Origin of the sequence: Leptospira fluminis (assembly GCF_004771275.1) — a bacterium.
GTDB lineage: Bacteria > Spirochaetota > Leptospiria > Leptospirales > Leptospiraceae > Leptospira_B > Leptospira_B fluminis.
Map to the genome: position 1 here is coordinate 140,938 of NZ_RQEV01000003.1, position 20,457 is coordinate 161,394.

The 20,457-nt window shown below is 48.5% G+C and carries 20 protein-coding genes and 3 tRNA genes; 9 read left to right on the forward strand and 14 right to left on the reverse strand.

The window, feature by feature from the left end; genetic code table 11:
• Positions 1 to 6: 6 nt before the first annotated feature.
• The 8 genes from EHO61_RS02595 to EHO61_RS02630 all read right to left on the reverse strand — a co-directional run bounded on the left by EHO61_RS02595 (position 7) and on the right by EHO61_RS02630 (position 5,929).
• Positions 7 to 1,095, reverse strand: coding sequence for a lipoprotein LipL41 (locus EHO61_RS02595; RefSeq protein WP_135812078.1), 1,089 nt, complete (start codon positions 1,093 to 1,095; stop codon positions 7 to 9).
• Positions 1,096 to 1,131: 36 nt separating this feature from the next.
• Positions 1,132 to 1,668: a hypothetical protein gene (locus tag EHO61_RS02600; RefSeq protein WP_135812079.1), complete on the reverse strand. Its 537-nt coding sequence runs from the start codon at positions 1,666 to 1,668 to the stop codon at positions 1,132 to 1,134.
• A 19-nt stretch (positions 1,669 to 1,687) separates the two neighbouring features.
• Entirely contained in the window at positions 1,688 to 2,320 is a 633-nt protein-coding gene (locus EHO61_RS02605; RefSeq protein ID WP_135812080.1) for a low molecular weight phosphatase family protein, read from the reverse strand.
• 102 nt (positions 2,321 to 2,422) lie between these two features.
• Entirely contained in the window at positions 2,423 to 3,175 is a 753-nt protein-coding gene (locus EHO61_RS02610) for an amidohydrolase family protein (protein ID WP_135812081.1), read from the reverse strand.
• A gap of 110 nt (positions 3,176 to 3,285) precedes the next feature.
• The gene (locus EHO61_RS02615) at positions 3,286 to 3,714 is read right to left on the reverse strand and encodes a DUF3995 domain-containing protein (RefSeq protein ID WP_135812082.1); all 429 of its coding nucleotides are present in this window, start codon (positions 3,712 to 3,714) and stop codon (positions 3,286 to 3,288) included.
• Between the two features lie 46 nt (positions 3,715 to 3,760).
• Positions 3,761 to 4,168: an MORN repeat-containing protein gene (locus EHO61_RS02620; RefSeq protein ID WP_246031977.1), complete on the reverse strand. Its 408-nt coding sequence runs from the start codon at positions 4,166 to 4,168 to the stop codon at positions 3,761 to 3,763.
• Positions 4,169 to 4,214: 46 nt separating this feature from the next.
• On the reverse strand, positions 4,215 to 4,676 hold the full coding sequence (locus EHO61_RS02625) for a hypothetical protein (RefSeq protein ID WP_135812083.1): 462 nt from the start codon (positions 4,674 to 4,676) through the stop codon (positions 4,215 to 4,217).
• 50 nt (positions 4,677 to 4,726) lie between these two features.
• A complete protein-coding gene (locus tag EHO61_RS02630) occupies positions 4,727 to 5,929 on the reverse strand; it encodes an Acg family FMN-binding oxidoreductase (protein WP_135812084.1) in 1,203 nt (400 codons plus the stop codon).
• 112 nt (positions 5,930 to 6,041) lie between these two features.
• Between EHO61_RS02630 and sppA the strand changes: the two genes are divergently transcribed.
• From sppA to EHO61_RS02665, 7 genes are all read left to right on the forward strand, one after another.
• Positions 6,042 to 7,004 carry a signal peptide peptidase SppA gene (gene sppA, locus EHO61_RS02635; RefSeq protein ID WP_135812085.1) on the forward strand — a complete coding sequence of 321 codons (963 nt, stop codon included), beginning with the start codon at positions 6,042 to 6,044 and terminating at the stop codon, positions 7,002 to 7,004.
• Positions 7,005 to 7,010: 6 nt separating this feature from the next.
• Positions 7,011 to 7,613 (forward strand): hypothetical protein, encoded by a 603-nt coding sequence (locus EHO61_RS02640; protein ID WP_135812086.1) that lies wholly within the window; start codon positions 7,011 to 7,013, stop codon positions 7,611 to 7,613.
• Positions 7,614 to 7,638: 25 nt separating this feature from the next.
• Positions 7,639 to 8,391 (forward strand): 5'/3'-nucleotidase SurE, encoded by a 753-nt coding sequence (surE, locus tag EHO61_RS02645; protein WP_135812087.1) that lies wholly within the window; start codon positions 7,639 to 7,641, stop codon positions 8,389 to 8,391.
• Between the two features lie 11 nt (positions 8,392 to 8,402).
• Positions 8,403 to 9,119, forward strand: a complete 717-nt coding sequence (locus EHO61_RS02650; RefSeq protein ID WP_135812088.1) for a tetratricopeptide repeat protein — start codon at positions 8,403 to 8,405, stop codon at positions 9,117 to 9,119.
• A gap of 35 nt (positions 9,120 to 9,154) precedes the next feature.
• Positions 9,155 to 9,226 (forward strand) — tRNA-Pro (locus tag EHO61_RS02655).
• Positions 9,227 to 9,239: 13 nt separating this feature from the next.
• A tRNA-Arg gene (locus EHO61_RS02660) sits at positions 9,240 to 9,313 on the forward strand.
• An 8-nt stretch (positions 9,314 to 9,321) separates the two neighbouring features.
• Positions 9,322 to 9,397 (forward strand) — tRNA-His (locus EHO61_RS02665).
• 203 nt (positions 9,398 to 9,600) lie between these two features.
• On the opposite strand, the gene EHO61_RS17170 is transcribed toward EHO61_RS02665, so the two are convergent.
• Both EHO61_RS17170 and EHO61_RS02670 read right to left on the reverse strand, forming a co-directional pair.
• Positions 9,601 to 9,777: a hypothetical protein gene (locus EHO61_RS17170; RefSeq protein ID WP_167884788.1), complete on the reverse strand. Its 177-nt coding sequence runs from the start codon at positions 9,775 to 9,777 to the stop codon at positions 9,601 to 9,603.
• A 187-nt stretch (positions 9,778 to 9,964) separates the two neighbouring features.
• Entirely contained in the window at positions 9,965 to 10,594 is a 630-nt protein-coding gene (locus tag EHO61_RS02670) for a hypothetical protein (RefSeq protein ID WP_135812089.1), read from the reverse strand.
• A 162-nt stretch (positions 10,595 to 10,756) separates the two neighbouring features.
• On the opposite strand from EHO61_RS02670, the gene EHO61_RS02675 reads away from it, so the two are divergent.
• Entirely contained in the window at positions 10,757 to 11,668 is a 912-nt protein-coding gene (locus EHO61_RS02675) for a TIGR01777 family oxidoreductase (RefSeq protein WP_135812090.1), read from the forward strand.
• Between the two features lie 87 nt (positions 11,669 to 11,755).
• Positions 11,756 to 12,076 carry a thioredoxin gene (trxA, locus tag EHO61_RS02680; RefSeq protein WP_246031978.1) on the forward strand — a complete coding sequence of 107 codons (321 nt, stop codon included), beginning with the start codon at positions 11,756 to 11,758 and terminating at the stop codon, positions 12,074 to 12,076.
• 97 nt (positions 12,077 to 12,173) lie between these two features.
• On the opposite strand, the gene EHO61_RS02685 is transcribed toward trxA, so the two are convergent.
• From EHO61_RS02685 to metG, 4 genes are all read right to left on the reverse strand, one after another.
• Positions 12,174 to 13,901, reverse strand: coding sequence for an acyl-CoA dehydrogenase family protein (locus tag EHO61_RS02685; protein WP_135812092.1), 1,728 nt, complete (start codon positions 13,899 to 13,901; stop codon positions 12,174 to 12,176).
• A gap of 145 nt (positions 13,902 to 14,046) precedes the next feature.
• A complete protein-coding gene (locus tag EHO61_RS02690; protein ID WP_135812093.1) occupies positions 14,047 to 15,768 on the reverse strand; it encodes an alpha-glucosidase in 1,722 nt (573 codons plus the stop codon).
• A 2-nt stretch (positions 15,769 to 15,770) separates the two neighbouring features.
• Entirely contained in the window at positions 15,771 to 18,404 is a 2,634-nt protein-coding gene (locus tag EHO61_RS02695) for a [protein-PII] uridylyltransferase family protein (RefSeq protein WP_135812094.1), read from the reverse strand.
• A 10-nt stretch (positions 18,405 to 18,414) separates the two neighbouring features.
• Positions 18,415 to 20,454, reverse strand: coding sequence for a methionine--tRNA ligase (metG, locus tag EHO61_RS02700; RefSeq protein WP_135812095.1), 2,040 nt, complete (start codon positions 20,452 to 20,454; stop codon positions 18,415 to 18,417).
• Between the last annotated feature and the right edge of the window lie 3 nt (positions 20,455 to 20,457).

The window sequence follows — 20,457 nt, forward strand, 5'->3', positions numbered from 1 at the left end:
GACGGATTATTCCCCGTCCGAGTCGGCCGCGGAAGCGGCAGTCTTACCGAGGTCTCTGAGATACTTCTCTTTTTTCGCGTTCAACTTCGCCGCGGATTCGTACAACTCGGAAGCCTTTTCGAAATCGCCTCGGGAAAAATAATACGTAGCAAGGTTTGCCTTTGCCGCCCAACACTTGCCCGAGGCCTTTGCATCCGCTTTTTCCCAAGCGGACTTCGCCCTGTGAAAACTAGGGGTTTCTCCTTTGATTTCCAGATAACCTTCCTCCAAATAAGAGGCCACCTCGGGGTCTTCATCTTCCGTAAAGATCCGGATTTTTTCGGTCGCAATTTTCGGCGATAGCCTCGCTTCCAATTCGGGAATGGATTCGGTGAGTGCTTGGGAGAGGGAGTCCAACATTGCCGGACAGGAAACCGCTCCCGGACTGTTATATATCGTCGACGCTTTGGAAATCGTCACACTCTTGGACTCTCCCGTATCGATTCTCACCAAAGTCGCCTCTATCGGCAAAGTGATTTTACGCACTCCCGTCATCTTCATGATAGGATCGCTATTCTGAACCCGCTGCGGAGACGGCGTATGGGATCGATATCTTCCTCCATGCTTCGATTTGGAATTGGCCGAGGCGGCAGCTTGCAGGACTAAAATTCCGATCGCCCAATAATCGGGACGCAATTCCTCGGAACATTCGGAGACCGGCTTAGCCACGTTGATATAAAGAAGGGCCTCCGCTCCGGAAAGTTCCCCGAATTTCGCCCGGTTTTCCGTAATACCTATTAATGACAGGCTCATTTCGTTTAGCAAATCCGGCTGTTTGCTTAAATCGATCATCTTAAAATAGGAATCTTCCGAAAACGCCTCGAAAATCTTGGCGGGAACGATCCGAATAAAGGCCTGACTCGCGTCTATATCAGAACCCCAAATCTCTTCCGTAGGTTTTTCCACGGACAACCCGACCACACGCACCCCTTTCAGGAAATGGCGGAGTTCCTTTCCCTCGGGAGTCTTCGGATACGAGGGATACTCGACTTCCAGCCTTTGACAGGATAGCCACGTCGTTAGGCCGATCAGAAAAAATGCGGTTCTATTCTTCATCTTCTCGGCACGGTTCGACAAATCGCCGTCCGCATATTATTTTTCCAGAATCTTTCGGAACTCCTTTCTCTCTTTCCCCACTTGGGATATGAACGTAGCTATCGCGAAAAAGAAGGCGAATCCGAGGAAGAAGAAAGGTAGTATCGAAGATCGTTCCCTCGAAACGTTATTCTGAACCAAAAGTCCGAAAGAAACGACTACGGCCAAAGCGGCGGGGACGGTAAGCAGAGATCCGATATTCGAAAAGACGCGGAAACGGACCGTGTTTCCTTCCCGTTCCAATCTACCGTAAGACCAAAACCAACTGCGTAATTTCTGAAGGCTTGAAGCGTTTTGAAACAGGATTTTTTGGCCGGCTTTCTTGATCCGATATCCGCCGGCTTCCAATTTACGGACGGCCGCTTCCAGATCTATCTCCGGAGAAAAATTTCCCCTCATAATGGACGGAAAATAATTTCGGTTTTCCGAAAACCCGAAACCTTCCTTTCTCTTTCTCTCACGGATCGAAAACAAAAAAACGACGATAAAGATTCCGAACGGAATCGAAGCTACTGCGATCGAATAGGGATTCATTTACTTCCTTCTAAAAGAATTAAATTCCGTTCTTAACGGATTGAAAAGCAAAAAGCAATTCCCGGGAAATATCTTCCGCCGTCTTGAGATACTTCGCGGAGGAACCTTCCGTACCGTCCGAAGATTTCGGATCCTCGTACGGAAGACTGATGCGAACCTCGGCTCCCGAGATGTACGGACAGGCGGCGTCCGCGGTGGAGCAGACCATAATCGCGATCAACTCTCCGTGAGGATTCGGGGGATCCGAATATTTTTTGGAAAATACCGACATCGACGAGGTTCCGTCCGCCCATCGAACGGAGTATTTCGGATTTTTGGGAGGCCCCTCGTTGTCCAATCTGAATCCGATCTTTTCTAAGGTTTCTAACACACTCGGATGAACGGCCGAAATCTCCGTCCCTCCCGAAAAAGATTTGATCCCGGGAATTCCCAAATACTGGGGAATGGAGGCACCGAAGACCTGTGAGAACTGGCTCCTCCTGGAATTTTGCGTGCATACGAACAAAAGATTGGAACGACTTCGTTTATCAAAAGAATCTAAAACCCCTTCTGCCAGCGAATTTAGTGCGTCCTTTCTTTCGGAAGAAATGGAATCGAATTCCTCCTTTCTTTTGTCAAAAAAAGTGCGCAGAGTGGGAAATAATGGGGACATGCGTGGAGAGTCTAGGTTCTTTTTCCGCGGTTGCAAGCTAGTTTTACCCGGAAGAGCGAACGATCCGATCCGTCGAACGCGAAATCTCGGAGAGTCGGAAATCTATACGGATATTCCGTAGAACTTGCGCGCGTTCTTGGAAAGTACCTTAGCTAACATGTCCCCTTCGAAAGTTTCCCGGATCAGATTCAGGTCGCTGGCGGAAAACGGAACCGGAGCGCGAGTGCAAGGAAGGTCGGTTCCGAAAAGGAGACTGTCCGGATTTACTCCCGCGATCTTCGATAACACTGGTTGCACTTCGAAATCCAACCTTCCGAAACCGGTGGCTTTGATCCGGACTCCTTTTTCCGCCAATCGAAGGACGACCGGCAATCCTTCCTTGGAGAGTCCGACGTGATCGATGGAAACTTTCGGTAGAGAAAAAAGCACTTCAGCAAGAAAATCGTCGATCTCCTTTGCGTCGATATGCAGTTCCACATGCCAAGAGGCTAAATCATATACTCTCGCGGCAAGTTCCTTTATTCTGGACAATTCCTCCGAGCCACCGCGTCTAACGTTAAAGCGGATCCCCCTCACACCTGCGTCCGATAGGGCGAGAATTTCCTCGTCGGAAGCGGAGGCGGGAAGCTGCGTAACTCCAACGAACGTTTTCCCTAAGATCGACAACGCCTCCAGCAGATACGATTGGTCGAAGGCTTGAAAAGAGCCGGATACGACGGCGCCTCCGCCTATTCCGAGGGGTTCTACTCTGGTCTTATAATCGGCGACCGTGAACGGCTCCGGTAAAAACCCGTGATTCGGCACCAGAGGAAACCGAGGGTCTATGATATGGAAATGCGAGTCGAACAAGGACATACCGTAGTATAGCCCGATCCGAAAAGGAGGTCAAGAGATATGGAACATTCGAAATTCGGGATAGACCGATCTGCGTTTTCCGTTAAATATCGCCGAAAAGACGAAACTTCTCAATAGGAAAACGAAAGATAGAAAGCCAGGAATCCTATCAAAAGGCAAAGAGGGGAATAAATTCTCGAATCCCAGTATGCGAACTTCGTACCCTTCACTTTCTTAAAGAAACCGACGTATCGGAACTCTCCGATCGATCTTAATACGAAGACCGCTCCGACCAGAATCAGACCTATACGATGGGCTCGATGTCCGATCGGAGAAGGATAAATTTGGGAGAAACCCAATACCCACGCCGCCGTGAACCAAAAGGCCAAACCGATGATGAACGTGGAAAATACTCCCGGAAGAAACGCAGGACGTCCTTCCAACTCCAACTGAGGGATGGCAGAATCCGAACCCCAATTCCCTCCGAAGCTCCAATAAAAATGCATACTTCCTAAAAACACGAAAATAGCCACTAGTATAGAGGTAATCCAATCCTGCATGAGCGAAGCATATCCTACCCCCCGGTAATTTCGAGAATTTTTCCGTTTACTTGGATTCGAATTCCCCCACCTTCCAAGTCCCTTTGCGCAAAACCGTTCCGTCCGAATCGGTTAGGGTCCCTTCCCCATCGCGCTTATTTGCCTTCCAAGATCCTGCATATTTAGAGCCGTCCATGTACAGGTACGTCCCTTGCCCTTCCTTATGCCCTCGCACCCAGCTCCCTTCGTAGGATTCGCCCGATTCCAAGACGAGCTTTCCTTTCCCGTCCGCCAATCCTTCCTTGAAATTTCCTTCGTAACGGTACCGACCGGGAAGATATTTCGTTCCCTTTCCATCCCGACAGTTTCCATCTATACAGCGGGGAGAAAACATGAAATAGGCGCCGAGACCGGCCAGTAAAATCAAAAGAAACGGAAAAAACCCTTTTTGCATCGAATCCAATCTGCGATCCATTCAAATTTCGTTAAATATAAAAATAGAATGTCCGAAATTCGTCCGATCAATCCGATCTCATGGAACGAAAAATCTTCAAGGGGGCGATCATCAAAATCCCCAAGGGAATCAGAACCAGGAATGCGAAAGACCTTGCAAATCCCCCGTTGAAAGTCTCCGGGGTCGGACCGGAATCCGGTTTTCCTATATAAAGATCGAATCGAACGATATCGCAAAGTCCGTAATTGGAAAAACTGGAGTAATAGAGGTAAACGGGAATGTGAGCGACGTAGAAATAGAGTCCGAGCAAAGCAGGAACGCAAGCAAGGACGAAACTCGTTCTTCCTACGGTGGGAGTTCCTAAAACCATAGCCAAAAGATAGAACAGAGCTATTAGATAGGATATTTCGGTGCCGAGCAAAAACAGGGAATAATCCCCGTCCAGACAGGGACCCGACTCTGCCAGGGGTAAAGTCATGGGAATCAAAAGGGAAAGAAGTACCCCGAACCAAAATAGGATTTTTTTCATCTAACTCCGAACTACGGAAATCTTTTCATCGATCCGATTTCGCTTATTATTTAAATCGTTTTCTTTCCCGCAGGAAGAATCATTTTTTCCAATTCCCTTCTCGGGCTGAAAAATTTATAATCGCTTTTGCCGATACGGACGAGCATCTGGACCTTTTCTCCCGGCTTTAAACCTGCAATCGTTTCGAATTCCTTCCGAAGAGAATCCATCTGATGGTATTCCTGTAGGATCTGGCTTAAAGGATGTACTACATAGCCGTTCTTGGTCGCGGCGAGTTGTAACCTGGCATAGTCTCTTCCCGCAAGAACCCAGTCCAAGAACCGATTCTGCTTCGTGACTAAATAGACAAATCCCTTGGAGCTTTCCACCTGGTCCGCAAACATGCCCAAGCCTGCGGACCGATTCCCTTCGGAATGCCAACTTTCTTTTCCCGGAGACAAAAAGAAATTTCGGACGAAAAAATACTTCAAACCGGAGACTCCAGAACCCCGAAGGGAAAGCCCGTCCCTTTCCCGATTGATCTCTTCGTCGTTGTATCGAAACCAGATCCGGGACTCTTCGTACGTTTGGTAGGTATTCGTTTCGACTTCCATCGCGGAATAGACGGCCTTTTTTACTTTCGGAAAGTCGGATATCCCCATCATTACAGCGCGGGAAAAATTCGGTTTCGCGTCCTTCAGAAGAGTCGAAAATTCCGTTTCGTTCAAAACACTACCGTGATACTCTCCCCGAACCGTGGCTCTTAGCGGAATGAACTCGGCCAAAGGATCCGCCGAAATGCCGGCGTCCGGAAGCAAACGGATCTTTGCGACCGGTTTCTTTCCGATATCCTTCGTCTCGTATTTTCCCTTGGGAAACATTTCGATCTCCGCTTTATACCCTAGCCGGGTGGAACCGATCGCGAGCGTTTCCAAAAAGGTTCCCTGTCCGATATGGACCTGTCTGGTCGGAGGATCCGTGTCCAAGAGTAGTCGGTTTTCATCCACGTACAGATTGGCCGAGTGGTCATCCAGAATTTCGAATTTCCAGGGCTGGACATTGTGGGGATTCGGGGCGGTAATTCCCACGTTCAACGCTTTGAAAATCGGCCGATCGTATTTCATAGATTCCGAATTGGCATAGGGATCGTTTCCTTTCGGTCCGAAATTTCTATCCGTAACGGTCGAACAAGCCTCTAAGAATTCGGAAACCGTCAGTACGGCTCCGACACCGATTGCGCGCTTTAAAAAGGATTTACGGGAAAAAGATTCCATGCTCGAAAAATAACTTTCGATCAGAAGAGGTCAACGAATATCGTTTTCCGTAACGGAGCTTTCCGTCCGCTAATTCATTGACAATACTCGGGTACTGAGTTTCCATTTATTCGTGGATCGAAATCGTCTCGCCTTAGCCGTAACATTTGTAATAACCGTCCTCGCCGTATTCGTAGGACTCATCAATCTACTCTCCAGCATCAGCCCTTCCAAGCTCTCTCGAATCGAAGGAAGTTCGGGTTTCGGCACGGAACGGATCGGAGCCGCTCTGATCAAAATCGAAGGAGAAATCCACTCCGGACAATCCGGTTACGATAGCGCCGGAGCGCAAACTATCCTAGAGCAATTACGTTCCGTAGAAAACGACCCGAATATCGTCGGGATTCTTTTGGAAGTCAATTCTCCCGGAGGAAGCGTGGGGGCGTCCCAAGAGATCTACAGAGAGTTAATGTATCTTCGAAAAGAGAAAAATAAGAAGATCGTCGTTTCGATGAAGGATATCGCAGCTTCCGGAGGGTATTATATCGCCGCCGCAGCCGACAAAATATTCGCGTTAGGCGGAACCCTGACGGGATCCATAGGAGTGATCGCCGTCGCACCGAATATAAAAGGGCTGCTGGATCGATACGGAGTAAAGGTAAAAACGTACAAAGAGGGAAAATACAAGGACTCGCTTTCCCTGTTTCGGGACAGTACCGCGGAAGAGGACGCAATCATTCAAAAAATGTTGGCGGATACCTATGAGGAGTTCATCGAGGACGTTTCCAAGGGAAGAAACCAAACGGTAAAATTCGTGTCCTCTCTCGCGGAAGGAAGAGTTTATTCCGGACAGGACGCGTTCCGAAATAAATTAGTGGACGATATCGGCGGTCGAAGAGAAGCCCTTTCCGAACTTTCCAAACTTTGCAACTACGACGGAACCCTACCCTTGTACGAGGAAGAACCCAATCCTTGGGACAGATTCTTTCATCTGTTACAGGCAAAAGCGGGAGTATTTTCAGGCGAGAAAATACTCTTACAGGAGCTGAAACGCTCCCCCGTTCTCGTACTATATCCTCAGGCGATGGCGTGGTAGAATCGAATGCTCAAAGTATATTATTCTAAATTTATAGACCTACTGGATGCGGTTTTATTCGAACCGTTCCGCCTGGAGAGCGCTCTATCGGAATCTGAGCCCAGATTCTTGAAATTGATTACGAGTGTTCTTCTTTTTTTGGCCGCATTGAGCGCATCCGTGGCATTTGTAATCGTCTGTCCTCCTTACACGAAACGAAGTATAGGCTTGTTAGGAACCGGGTTTCTGGGACATCTCGCTTTTTTTTCTCTCCTGCCGTATCCTTTAGCGTTCATGCTGGACGGCCTTGCCCAAAGAAAGGATAGAAAAAGCAACTCTAAGGTGATGTTCCTACTCGTAAAGATCTCGATGGTGGTATTTCTTTCCGCCGGAGCATGGGCGATCCTTTTTACCCAATTCGGCCTCTCCGGAATCCTGGGAATCGCCGTCCTCTATCTGATCCATTACGGCCTTTTTATCCTAGTTTCCATCCGAGGAACGATGTATCTTTACGATTTAAAGTTCAAGGACGCGCTTTCCTTTAATCTAAGCACGTTTTTGATCTCTCTTTTCTTTCCGCTGGCCATGTATTTCGCCCTAGCTTCCTCTTTCGGGCCCGCTTTGCAATGAAACCAGATCATTTTCAATTTTTATAATGAATATCCTAATCACGAACGACGACGGAATCTCTTCGCAGGGCATATTGGCGCTCGAAAAGATCCTAGGCAAGGAGCACGATACGTTTTTGATCGCTCCATTAAAGGAAAAATCCGCAAAATCCATGGCGCTGAGCATATATGATTCTCTGCGGGTGGAAAAGATCAACTCCAACCACTATATCGTCGACGGATACCCGGTGGATTGCGTGAATATCGGAATCCATGGAAATATTTTTCCCAAGATAGATCTGGTGATTTCCGGAATCAATCGCGGTGTGAACATGGGATACGACGTGCACTATTCCGGGACTGTCGGTGCCGCAAGACACGCGGCCATCCATAATATTCGAGGCATGGCCGTCAGCTCGGGAAATTCGGATAAGCACTATGATTATATGTCCGAAGCCGAACTCGTACGGGACATGATCCGCCTTTGGAAGGACGGTATGAAGCCGGGAACCGTTTACAACGTCAACATTCCTACCGAATTCCGGCATTCTACAGAGGATGTGGAGATCGTCCGCTTGGGCAAGAGGACTTATGTGGATACCTATCATTCCACTCCGATTATCGGGGACATCGCCGAATTCTATTTAGGCGGTTCGGATCTGGGTTTTATACCGGAACCGGATACCGATTTCGAAGCGTTTTATAAAGGTAAAGTGACTCTTACACCCTTGAGTCTGGATCAGACGGATTCGGATCGGCTGGCCGAATTCAAGCGTAGTATCGGACTCCATTCCCAATAACGGATTCTCCCTTGGAAAAGAAGAACCCCGCAAGACAGATTCCCACAAAGCGAAGGATCTACTCCGAGATCTTAAAGGAGAACTATACCTTTGCTCTTACCTTGATCGACCGGGAATTGGCGGAACACGGAAAGGATCCGGAACTGCTTTATAATTTCGCCATCTGCTGTTCCCGAACCGCGAATCACAAAAAATGTATATCGGTTTTGGAGGAACTTTTGGAGGAGTTCCCCCGGTTTTCCGAAAGGGACAACGCCTTTCGATTGATCATCTTTTCCCTAATCAATGTCGGAAAGTACGGGGAAGCGATCCAAAAGACGGACGAACGGTTGAAACTGGCCGTGGACGATATCATGTTGCTTTCTCTCAAGGCGGCGGCTCAGGAAAAATCCGGAGACGTCAAATCGGCGATAGAGACTCACCTCAGAATCCTTCGTCTCCGGCCGGATCATCGGAACAGCTTAAATTCGGCGGCCTACTTGCTTGTGGAAGGAAGGGATCCGAACCCGGAGGAACTGCGAACTGCGACCGAAAATATAAAACGCGCCGTTCAATTGGATCCGGACAACCCGGCTTATCTGGATTCGTTAGGAGTGCTTCTTTCCAAATTGGGAAAAGAAAAAGAGGCAAGAACGGCGTTCGAAAAGGCCTTGCGCAAGGCACCTACCCAAGACACGATTTTGGAACATCTCAAAAAACTGACTCAAAGCTCCGAACAAGGGACTTGACACTGCGGCTTTGCGCGAAATCATGGACGTCGATCCGGGATGTAGCGCAGTGGTAGCGCATCTGTTTTGGGAACAGAGGGTCGCTGGTTCAAATCCAGTCATCCCGAATTTTGGGATTTTGACTCGATAGCTCAGCTGGATAGAGCAACTGCCTTCTAAGCAGTCGGTCGGGGGTTCGAATCCCTCTCGGGTCACTCACACGGTGAGCGTAGCTCAGTTGGTAGAGCTCCAGATTGTGGTTCTGGCTGTCGCGGGTTCGAGCCCCGTCGTTCACCCCAATTTCTTTTTAACTCCACATCTATGAGGCTCGAAGCGAGAGCTTGAGAGCATTTTGCCCGCCCCATAGGAAGGGCAGAGAAATGCGACCGAGGCACAGGAGTGCCGAGGCAGGCTCGAGACGCCGTGGAGCTAAGTTTGTCACGAAGACAAACTGCGTAACGGCGAGCCCCGTCGTTCACCCCAATTTCTTACTTTTCAAAAACTAATGCTTCGGATTGTCCTTCTCCACCTTTGTGGATGCCACTTGGCCGAGGCAGTATCCTTCCGCGTTGCCCCCGGCCGCAAAATAGTCCGAGTGATTCTTTACGGCAAAACAATCGTTTCCGTAGGTATGCATGCAGGATTTGGTTTGTGTTACGCAGAAAAAATAACTGCTCACCGGATCGTATTCATTCCCTTTCTTTTTGCCCTGGATTTGGTCCCGATCGTTTTGCGTGCATCCGAGCAGGACAGAGAGAAAAATAAGAGCCGAAGAAAAAAACGAAATCTTCCTACTGCTGAAAATGTCATTCACTCTCAGTATTAGTCGAAAAAAACGGAAAAAACAAGCAGTCGATTTTCTCGCATCACCTCGGAAAAAAAGCCCCGACTTCGTGATCCGATACTTCGATCTCTCGGATGCATGCTTCCGGGCCCATTCCGTGAAATGTTCCTTCTACAGACCAGATAAAGATCCCTTTCGGATATTGGTCGGCTTTGACCGGTTCGAATTTTCGAGAAAGAGGAAACCGAAACTCTTCCGATTCACTAAAATCCAGAGTTTTGGAAAGGATGACGATATCGTCGGGCAACCGGGATTCCTTATCCACATTAATCGCTTCCCGCAATAAGATTTTAAAATCCAGTTTCGGGGCCTTCTTAGAACACGCTAAGATTCTAATTTCCTTCCAGCCGGAAGGAATGTATGTTCCGTTCTTCAATCTATGAGTGAGTCGGAGTTCCGCATCGAAATCCATGGCTCGGGAAGAAGGGCGTAATTTCTTCCATTCCGTCGAATTTTTTCCATCTACCAAATAAAACACTTGGGAAGATCGGTCATCCAAATAAGAGTCCGTGAAATCGAAACGTAAAAAAGGCGGTTCCGATTTGTACTCGTCGATTTTGGGCTGAGTGATGGAATACAAATAATAATTCGCCGCCAGCAAAGCGGCGGGAAAAGCGATCGCAAAAATTTTCGGTCCGATGGCGAATTTCATTCCCAGTTCTCCCGTTCATCTTCGGGAAGTTTCCGATTCCGAGCAACCAGGATTTCCTTTCTTCTTGTCTCCCGAAATGCGGTGTCATATTATGCTCCGAAACGGTTCGGAAAAAAGTTTTTTAGATTTTCCGAAAATCGCAAAGTGGGCGGAATCAAATCTATGCTAATCGGAATTTCCGGAGGAACCGGACTGATCGGATCCTTGTTAGCGCTGCGTCTCAAAGCGGAAGGCCATAAGGTTCGGATTTTTAGTCGGAGCGGCAAACTTCCCTATCGCCTGCAAAGATCTTCCGAATGGGATGTCCGGATCGGAAACGGTCCGAGTCCGGCGGACCTATCGGGTCTCGACGTTCTGATCAATTTTGCGGGAGAACCTATCGCAGGAGTCAGATGGACGGACGAAGTCCGGCAAAAAATCCGAAGCTCCAGGATAGAAAGCACGAGAACAATCGTGGATCGGATCTCCGACTTGGGCGATTCCGGCCCCAAAACCCTATTCAACGCTTCCGCAGTCGGAATCTACGGTTCGTACGAATCTCCTACCCCGCCCTTTACGGAAAATACACCTGCCGCCGACGACGAGTTGGGAAGGTTATGTGCGGACTGGGAAGCAGAAGCGCTTCGAGCGGAGTCCTTCGGAATTCGAACCGTTTTGCTGAGAACCGGAGTGGTTCTTTCCACGGAGGGGGGCGCTTTGGCGACCATGCTCCCTGCCTTCCGTCTGTTTGCCGGCGGCCCGATAGGATCCGGTCACCAAATTCTTTCCTGGATTCATATCGAAGACCAACTCGCGGCGATCCTATTTCTTTTGCGACGGGAAGAAGCCAAGGGCGCATTCAATTTGGTTTCTCCGGAACCGGTTTCCAACGAACAATTCAGCAAGACTCTCGGACAGGTTTTGAACCGACCTTCCTTTACCCGGGTCCCGTCTTTCGCTTTGAAACTAGCGTTCGGAGACGGCGCTCTAGTCGCCACCCACGGCCAAAGAGTGGTTCCGAAACGACTTTCCGATCTTGGATACAAGTTTCGGTATCCGAACTTGGAAGGGGCTCTCCGCAGCTTACTCGGCTAATAAGCGGGTTTTGGTTTTCGATCGATTTTTTCCCAGAAAATCGGAATTTGAGTCCTTCTATTTAGAAACATTCTAAGTCTAACCAGTATGGAAAACACAACATTGCCTGGTTCTTTTGACGAACTGATCAACACTCACGACAAACCCGTTCTTGTGGATTTTTGGGCTACTTGGTGCGGCCCTTGTAAAATGGTGGCTCCCGAATTGGAAAAATTCGCCCAAGCCCACAAAGGACAGTTGACCGTCGTAAAAGTGGATATTGACGAAAAGCCGGAGATCGCTCAAAAATACGGTATTCTCTCGGTACCGACCCTGATGCTTTTTAAATCGGGTCAAATTGCGGAAAAAGTGATCGGTGCCATTCCGCAGGCTCAGATGGAAAAAGTCTTCGGGCCTAAACTCGCCTAAGAGCTTTTTGTATAAGAGTCGAAAAGGAATTTCAAAACGAAAACGATTTACGGCTCCGAATCGTTCGAAAGAACGCGGAGCCTTTTCGTTTCGGGGCTTACCACTCTACGATTTTCGTGATCTCTTCCTGTTCCAGTTTCATCGCTTCGTAATCGCCTTTCGCTTCGGGAAGAGTCCGGTACAGATAGCCTGCAAATCCTTTTGCGAACGAATCGAATAGGGAGGATTGATTCCCCGCTTTGCGATCATGGACGGCCTGTTCCAGAAATTCCGACAATCCCAGAGCACCGAAGGCCAAGTCGGACAGATCCACGCGATAGGTTTCTTTCCATTCTCTAGGCTTTTCTTCCAAATCCTTGGCCCAACGGGAAAGCAGAGTTTTTCCGAGTTTTGCAAGCGGTTCTAATTCCCCGTATTTTCCCGCTTCTTCGAAATTCTTTCCTACTTCCTGGATGAAAGAATCGCGGATCTTAGCTCGGTTCATTGCGCCTAACGCATGATCGGTGATGATCAAATGGGTCCCTTCCCAGGTTTCGTTGATGATACAATCGTTGTGAAGTCTAGGCAAACACGTATAATCTCCGATAATTCCAGAGCCGCCCAGGGCCATGATCGCCCGGTGAGTGATTTGGGAGGATAAAGAAGAGGTTTTGTATTTCATCAAAGGGGTGGTCAATTGCTCCGCTAGGACTCCCTTTCCACTCCAATCGAGTCCGCGGAAAATCAGAAGCACCTGAATCGCGTACAGGATCCTCAATTCGGCCAGTTCCCTGGAGTAGGCGGGAAATTCCTTGATTTTCTTGCCGTAAGCCATTCTAAAGCGGGAGTATTCGAGGGCCTCCATAAAAGCTCTCCGGGACATACCGGCCGCGGCTACGGCCACGTGAACCCGGGAAGTTCGGATAACGTAGCGTATTAAATTAGCAATTCCGTGGGCAGGTCTTCCGAGGGCTTCCGCTTCCACATCCTCGTAAACCACCTCTACGGTCAATTTGCCCTTAGAACCTATGATGTCCTTTTTTCGAAGGATATGGTGACCGTTCAAGTCCCCGTTATCCTTGATGCGGGGGACGAGAAAAAGTCCCACGGTATCCGTCCCTTCTATTTTTGCGGTCGTAACCCAAAGGTCTCCCGGATTCGAACAGAACCATTTTTCTCCGTTGAGGATCCATTTACCGTTTTCGCCCTTTGTCGCGATAGTTCGGTTGGCCCCTACGTTACTTCCCCCCACCCGCTCGGTCACGTATTGACCGGCCATAAAATGCGAGGTGGAATTCTTTCCTGCGACCAAAGGAAGATACTTTCTCTTCTGCTCTTCGGTTCCGATCGCCTTGAGTACGTTGATCATTCCTTCCGTCATGGCCAAAGGACAGGTCATTCCCCCCTCGCCGTTTTGATTGGCCAAATAGGCGAGAGAATATCTGTGAAGGTCCGTAAAAGGAAACTTCCATTCATCATGAAAATCTAAATTTACGATCCCGTATTCGTAGGAAATCTTTCGGGATAACTTCTGCTCCGGGGAATAGACGATCAGATCGATGCGATTGCCCGCGCGATCGTATTTCACGATTTCTCCGTATTTTCCTTCCTTGTGCGAGGCTTCGGTGAGTTCGTCCAAGATACCGCCGACGATATGACCGTAACCCTGTAAGTGCAACGTGAGAGCCCTTTTATGAGCCGGTTCGTAATCGGCGGAGTATCTTTCCACCGTTCTCTGTAAAACCTTATCGAGATCATAGAAATTCTTACCCCGATTTCCGCGATAAGAAGAGACGTCATAAGGAGCCAATCCTGGATTTTCGGCAAGACGAAGAGGATGATTCATATTATTGTTTTCCGACCGGTTGAGATGTTTACCGTTCCTATCTTACGACAAGAACCGGTATCTGCACGCTTTTTTTAAAGGCAGATCCGAGTCGGGGAATTGCGAACGACGTTCGATAAGAAAGCGCCGGAAAAAATCCGAACGATCAATATTCCAAAACCAAACCTTCGTAAGGAGCGATCTGGAAAACGACGGGGATTTCCATTTTTTCGGGTTTTCGATGCGTGGAAACCAACACCTTAGCCGTGCGATTTGCGTTCGCTACGATCTTCTTGGATTCGTTTTCGAAATTCAAAATCACGAGGCATTTCTTCTTTTCATGTTCTCTCGTATATTTCAGAACTCCGGGCGGAGAATCGTAATCCAAGGCAAGGCTTCCTTTTTGTAAAACCTCGTTTCCTTTTCTCAGCCAAATCAGCTTCCTATAAAAGTTCAGAAGGCTGTCCATGTTTCTGGATTGGGTCTCTACGTTTACGGTTTCGTATTGGGAAAAAACGGGAAGCCAAGGGTCTGCGGATCCGAAACCTCCGTTCTTATCCGCGGACCAACACATAGGAAGCCTGCAATTGTCGCGACTGGGATAGAAAGGCCAATAGCGTTTTCCCACCGGATCCTGGATCCGATTTTTAGGCACTCTTTCGTCAAGCATTCCCAATTCCTCTCCGTAATACAAGAAAGGTGTTCCGCGTAACGTAAGAAGCATGAGAGCGGCGATCTTGGCCCTAGGAATCGTTTCCGCGCCCTTGGAGTATCTGGTGATATGACGTCTAAAATCGTGGTTGCTTAGAGTATAATTAGGCCAGCCTTTTTCCCGAAGACATTTTTCCCATTCCTTGATGACCTCGCGAAATCTTTCGGCCTTCCACGGAGTGTGAAAAAAGGCGAAGTTAAACGCCATGTGAAGTTCGTCGCCGTCGTCGCCGTAATAAGAGGCGGGAAGAATACTCGTACCCGGAGGTTCCATCATAACCTCGCCGACGGACATACGATCTCCGTACGAATCCAGAAGTTTTCGGAGATCCTTTAGGATGCCGTGCATCTCCGGTCTATCCCTGTCGAAAATGTGGTCCTGTTGGTCGAAGGGTCTTGCGATCCACCGCTTTCTCGGATTGCTGCGGAAGTGTTCATCCTTCATGAAAAGATTCACTACATCCAATCGGAAACCGTCCACACCCATATCCAGCCAGTTTTTGACCATTCCGAAGATGGCCTTTTTGACCTCGGGATTCCGCCAATTCAGGTCCGGTTGTTCCGCGAGGAAAGAGTGATAATAATATTCTCCCGTGGTCAGATCGAGAGTCCAGGCCCTTCCTCCGAAGGTTCCCATCCAATTGTTTGGCGGCCCTCCTTTTTCCGGAGCTTTCCAGATGTACCAATTCCTTTTCGGATTGTCCTTGGAGGATCTGGATTCGATAAACCATGGATGAAGATGAGAAGTATGATTGGCGACCAGATCCATTATGATCCGGATATTTCGTTTATGCGCTTCTTTTAATAGACGTTTGAAGGTGTCCAGGTCTCCGAAAATCGGATCTATATTTTCGTAATCGGAAATATCGTATCCGAAATCGTACATGGGGGAAGGGTAGATAGGAGAAAGCCAGATCGCGTCTACGCCTAGAGAATTGGGCGTTCCATCGTTCAGATAGTCCAGCTTACGGATGATTCCTTCCAAATCTCCGATTCCGTCCCCGTTAGCATCGCGAAAGCTCCGAGGATAAATCTGATAGATGACCGCATTTTTCCACCAATCGGGAGAGGACTTTCTGGTCCTGGAAGTTTTTTTGCCGGTTTTTGCGGGTTTTCGGTTTGCCGCTTTTCTAATAGAAACCGTGGAGGAACTGCGCGCCGAGTTCATAGGAGCCATTTTTAAAACGTGAGTTCCCCTGTCACTCTTTCCATAGCCTGGATTCCGAGGATCCGAGACTCTAGGGAGGAAAGTAATTTCTTGTCCTTAACCTGCCCTCCATCCTTATCCTGTAAATAAAAAGAATCGTAGGCGTAATCCGCCGAAGTGGAGACGCGTAAGTATGATACCTTCAAACCGAACTCGAATACTTTTCGTAATATTCTATATACCAAACCCACCATATCCGGCATTCTCACTTCCATAATGGTCATGTCGGAAAGATCCTCGTTGGAAAAGCGAACGGATCGGTTGATCATGCTTTCCGGGATGGGCTTTCTCGGATTCCATTCCGTTGGTTCGAACGCGATACTATCCCTCTGGAGTTTTCCGGAGGCCATCAAACGAAGCTTGTCCTCCAGTTTTGAAATTTTTTCGGGGGATATATTTCCGCTTCCTTGCGAGTCGGTCACTTGCAGGATATTGATCTGAAATTTTCCCGAAGCATAACTCTGCATTCCGACAAGACTAAGTCCCTCGGAGGAAACGGAGCAACACAAATCCAGCAAAATCTCGGGAAGGTCCTGACTGACCACGTCAGCGGTAACGAATGCGGGATCCCGCTCCGATTCGAATAGAAGTTGGTTATTTGAATCCTGACTTAAGGTAACGATGGATTTGAAGTGCTTGAGAATCTTGCGGTTGGAAACCGTTTTCAAATAACTATGCGGAATAACCGAATATGCGAACGAAGCGACGCTTTCGGCGATGTTCTTTTCCCGCCCTTCCTTTTCGATCAGATAGGAGACCAAGTCCTTCGCATGAGAGATACGTTCCACCTCGTCCAGGAGTTCCTCTTCCGGAAGCGGTTTTTCCCTCAGGAATTCCATAGTATTCCTGTATAGGTCGCTAAGGATACTCTTCTTCCAGTTGGTCAGTACGTTACTACCAACGGACTTCGTGTCGATGATCGTCAAAATGTAAAGTAATCTCAATCGCTCGGCAGAAGAAACTGTTCTGGCAAAGCTTCGGATCAAACCCGGATCCGAGATGTCGCGTTTGGAGGAAAGTTCGGACATGAGGATATGTTTTTCCACGAGAAACCTGCAAAGGTCTGTGTCTTCCTCCGAAAGACCGAGCCTATCCCCGACGGACACCGCCAATTCGGCTCCGTACTCCGAGTGATCCCCCTCCTTCACTTTTCCGGCGTCGTGCAGTAGGATTGCGAGGGAGAGAATCTCAGTTTTAACACATTCCTTATAGACTTCCAGAATGTCCGGATCTTCGAAGTCTCCGGAATCCAAACGATCCAACTCGTGAAGGATCAGAAGAGTGTGTTCGTCCACGGTAAATTCATGATGATAGCTAAAAAGCGCGAAATTCGTGCAAGCGCCGAACTCGGGCAACAGAGCGCCCAGGACCTGGCATTCGTGCATCAATTTCAGGACTCTTCCCCTATCTTTCAGTAATCGTAGGATATTCAAGAACTCGCCGTTTACTTCCGCGGAATAACGGAAGTCGTCGTCCAAAAACGGAGAAGCGAATCTAATTTCGTTTAACAAAGTTCCCGAAACGTGAAAACCGGTTTCCTGGATCATCCGGAACGTGAGCATTACGTCCCTGTATAAAGTGTGAGGATCCGCAAAAAGATTCTCCTCGGGAGGAGGATAGATTGCGTCGCGTACTTTGGAAAAGGCCAATCCGGAATAGGAAAACGTTTCCGCTTTGCCCGGCTTATTCCGCTCGATCGCAAAATCCAGATAGCTTCTCATCACGAAGAAAACGTTTTTTTGGTGCCCGTAGAGTTGGTTCATGAATTTCTCCACGGTTTGGAGAGCATCCTTATCCCCGAAGCCCAAGTACGCGGCAACTTCGGGCTGAAGATTCAAATCCAAACGATCGTGCTTTCTTCCGGTCGCGACATGAAGTGCGATCCTGGTCCTAAGCAAAAAATCGTAGGCTTCTTCCAGAAGTTGGGCTTCTCCCCTTTGAAAAACAGGGAGTAGAGCCAAGGCTCCGAGAGAAGGAATCGGGTTCAGGGCTTTTTCGTGCCAATATACGTATTGTACGTCTCTCAAGCCGCAGATGTCGGATTTCAAATGAGGTTCCGACAATAGGATGGGTTTGTCTTCTCTTAGGAACCTCTCGGAAAGCTGGAGTTCCTTGGAACGGTTGTACCTCTCCACGTATTTGAAGGGGAGTTTTCCTAGGAAATCGGTTTTGTATTTCTCGAACATCTCCCTGGATCCGGCAAGGAATCGACTATCCAAAACGGCATGAAAACTGGACATATCATCCAGATAATGAAAGGATTCCTTAATCGTCCGACAGATATGGCCCACCTCTTTTCCGGAATCGTAAAGATAGGTGTTCGTGGAGGAAATGATCTCGGAAAGTTTCGTCTCCGGAATTCCATTATGAAGATATAATATGTCCACGTCGGAGTGCGGGGAAATCTCCATTCTCCCGTATCCGCCAAGTGCGATGAGAGCGATTTTTTCCCCTCGTCCCAGTATCGAAGCCGCCTTTTCAAATCGGTTTTTCAGAAAGGAATCGAGGATGAACGTAAGTTGTCTGGAGACGAGCCTACCCGAAACGGAACGACTCTTTTCCAAGAGTCTCTGAAAGCTGTAACTGATATCCAGTTCTAAAGGCATGGATGTACGATTACTTCAGTCGATCCCCCGGCTGGGCGTCGCGATGCGGGACGAACAAGGTTAGACTTTCCCCTTCTCCCGCCGCGAGTAACATAGCCTCGGAGAGTCCGAATTTCATTTTTCGAGGTTTGAGATTTGTGACCGCCACTACTTTTAGACCTACCAAGGATTCCGGATCATACGCCGCCTTAATTCCGGCAAAGACGTTTTTGTTCCCTAAGGATCCTAGATTCAATTTTACCTGGACCAGCTTATCCGCACCTTCCACAGGACCGGCTTCGTCGATCCGACCGACCCGTAGTTCCACCTTTCCCAAGTCCTCGATGGAAATCTCCCCCAGAGTAGCCACTCCCTCCGCTTTGGAATTCGGAGTCGGTGCTGCGGTTTGTGTTTGGGCCGTCGGAGTTTTGTTTTCTTCTATCATAATCTGAATCGCCTTTTCTTCCACCCGTTTCGTGATCATTTCGTACGGAGCTACTTTCGATCTTTCCAGATCGGAGGATAGATCCGAAAAGGAAGGGAGTCCCTTCAATCCCAAAAGTGCGTACACTTTGGAGGAAATTTTCGGCACCACCGGAAAAAGATAAATCGCCAAGATACGCGCCGCGTTCAACGCGACGGTTACTGTCCCCCTGGCCTTTTCCGGATCCTCCTTGATTTGACTCCAAGGAGCAAGATCGTTCACGTATTTGTTCGCCACGTCGCCCAAGCGGGAGCATTCCCGCATGACGCGCGCGTAATTCCGGGATTCGTACCATTCCCGGATTTTTTCCTCAGACGCGCGTAGTTCCTGCAGAACGACCCGTCCCTCCGAAGGAAGTTCCCCCAATGTTCTATTCAATTTGTCTAAAATAGAAGTCGACACGCGGGATACCAGGTTCACGAAGTTTCCGACCAGATCCGAATTAACCTTTGCCGTATAATCCTCGAAGGAAAGATCCAAATCGTCCATGCCGGAACCTAATTTTCCGGAAAGATAAAAGCGAAGATGCTCCGGGTCCAAATGTTTCAGATAATCCTCAGCACGGATAAAAGTCCCTCTGGACTTGGACATCTTTTCGCCGTTTACCGTAATGAACCCGTGCACGTGCACCAAGGAGGGAGATCGATACCCTCCCCCGTTCAACGTTGCCGGCCAAAATAGCGTATGAAAATAAAGGATATCTTTTCCGATGAAATGCGCGATCTCCGCGCTTTCGTCCTTCCAAAAAGAATCGAATTTTATCCGATCTCCTTTAAAGAAATTTAAACTGGATGCCATGTATCCGATGGGAGCGTCCAACCAAACGTAAAAATATTTCCCGGTTTCCCCCGGAATTTCGAAACCGAAATAGGGTCCGTCTCGGGAGATATCCCAATCCTGCAAACCCGCACCGAACCACTCTTGAAGTTTTTTTCGCACACCTTCCGCAACGTGCGTTTCGTCGTCGACCCACGAGGAAAGAAATTTCCCAAAATCCCCCAATTTAAAGAAGATATGTTTGGAACGCTTGGAAACGGGAGGAGTCCCGCAGAGAGCGCAATGGGAATTCTTCAGATCCTTTGGGGAATACGTGGCGCCGCAAACTTCACAACTATCCCCGTATTGGTCCGGAGAACCGCAGTTCGGGCAAGTTCCTTTAATAAAGCGATCCGGTAGGAACATCTTATCGTGTTCGCAATAGGCCTGCTCGATTTCCCTCTCCGCAATGTGTCCTTTTTCCTTTAAAGAAAGATAAATTTCCTCGGAAAGAATGCGATTTTCTTCGGAGTTCGTAGTATAATAATTATCGTATTCGACCAAAAAACCGGTTAGATCCCGGTGGTGCTCCTGTCGCACCCGATCGATCAATGCTTCCGGTTCGATTCCTTCTTTTCTCGCGGCCAACATGATGGGAGTTCCGTGGGTATCATCCGCGCAAAAAAAGTAACATTCGTTTCCTGCGGCCTTTTGGAAACGGACATAAACGTCCGTCTGGATCGCTTCCAGCACGTGTCCTAAATGAATGGGTCCGTTCGCGTACGGTAAAGCCGAAGTCACTAGGATTCGGCGTTTCCTATCTGTTCTCACGTA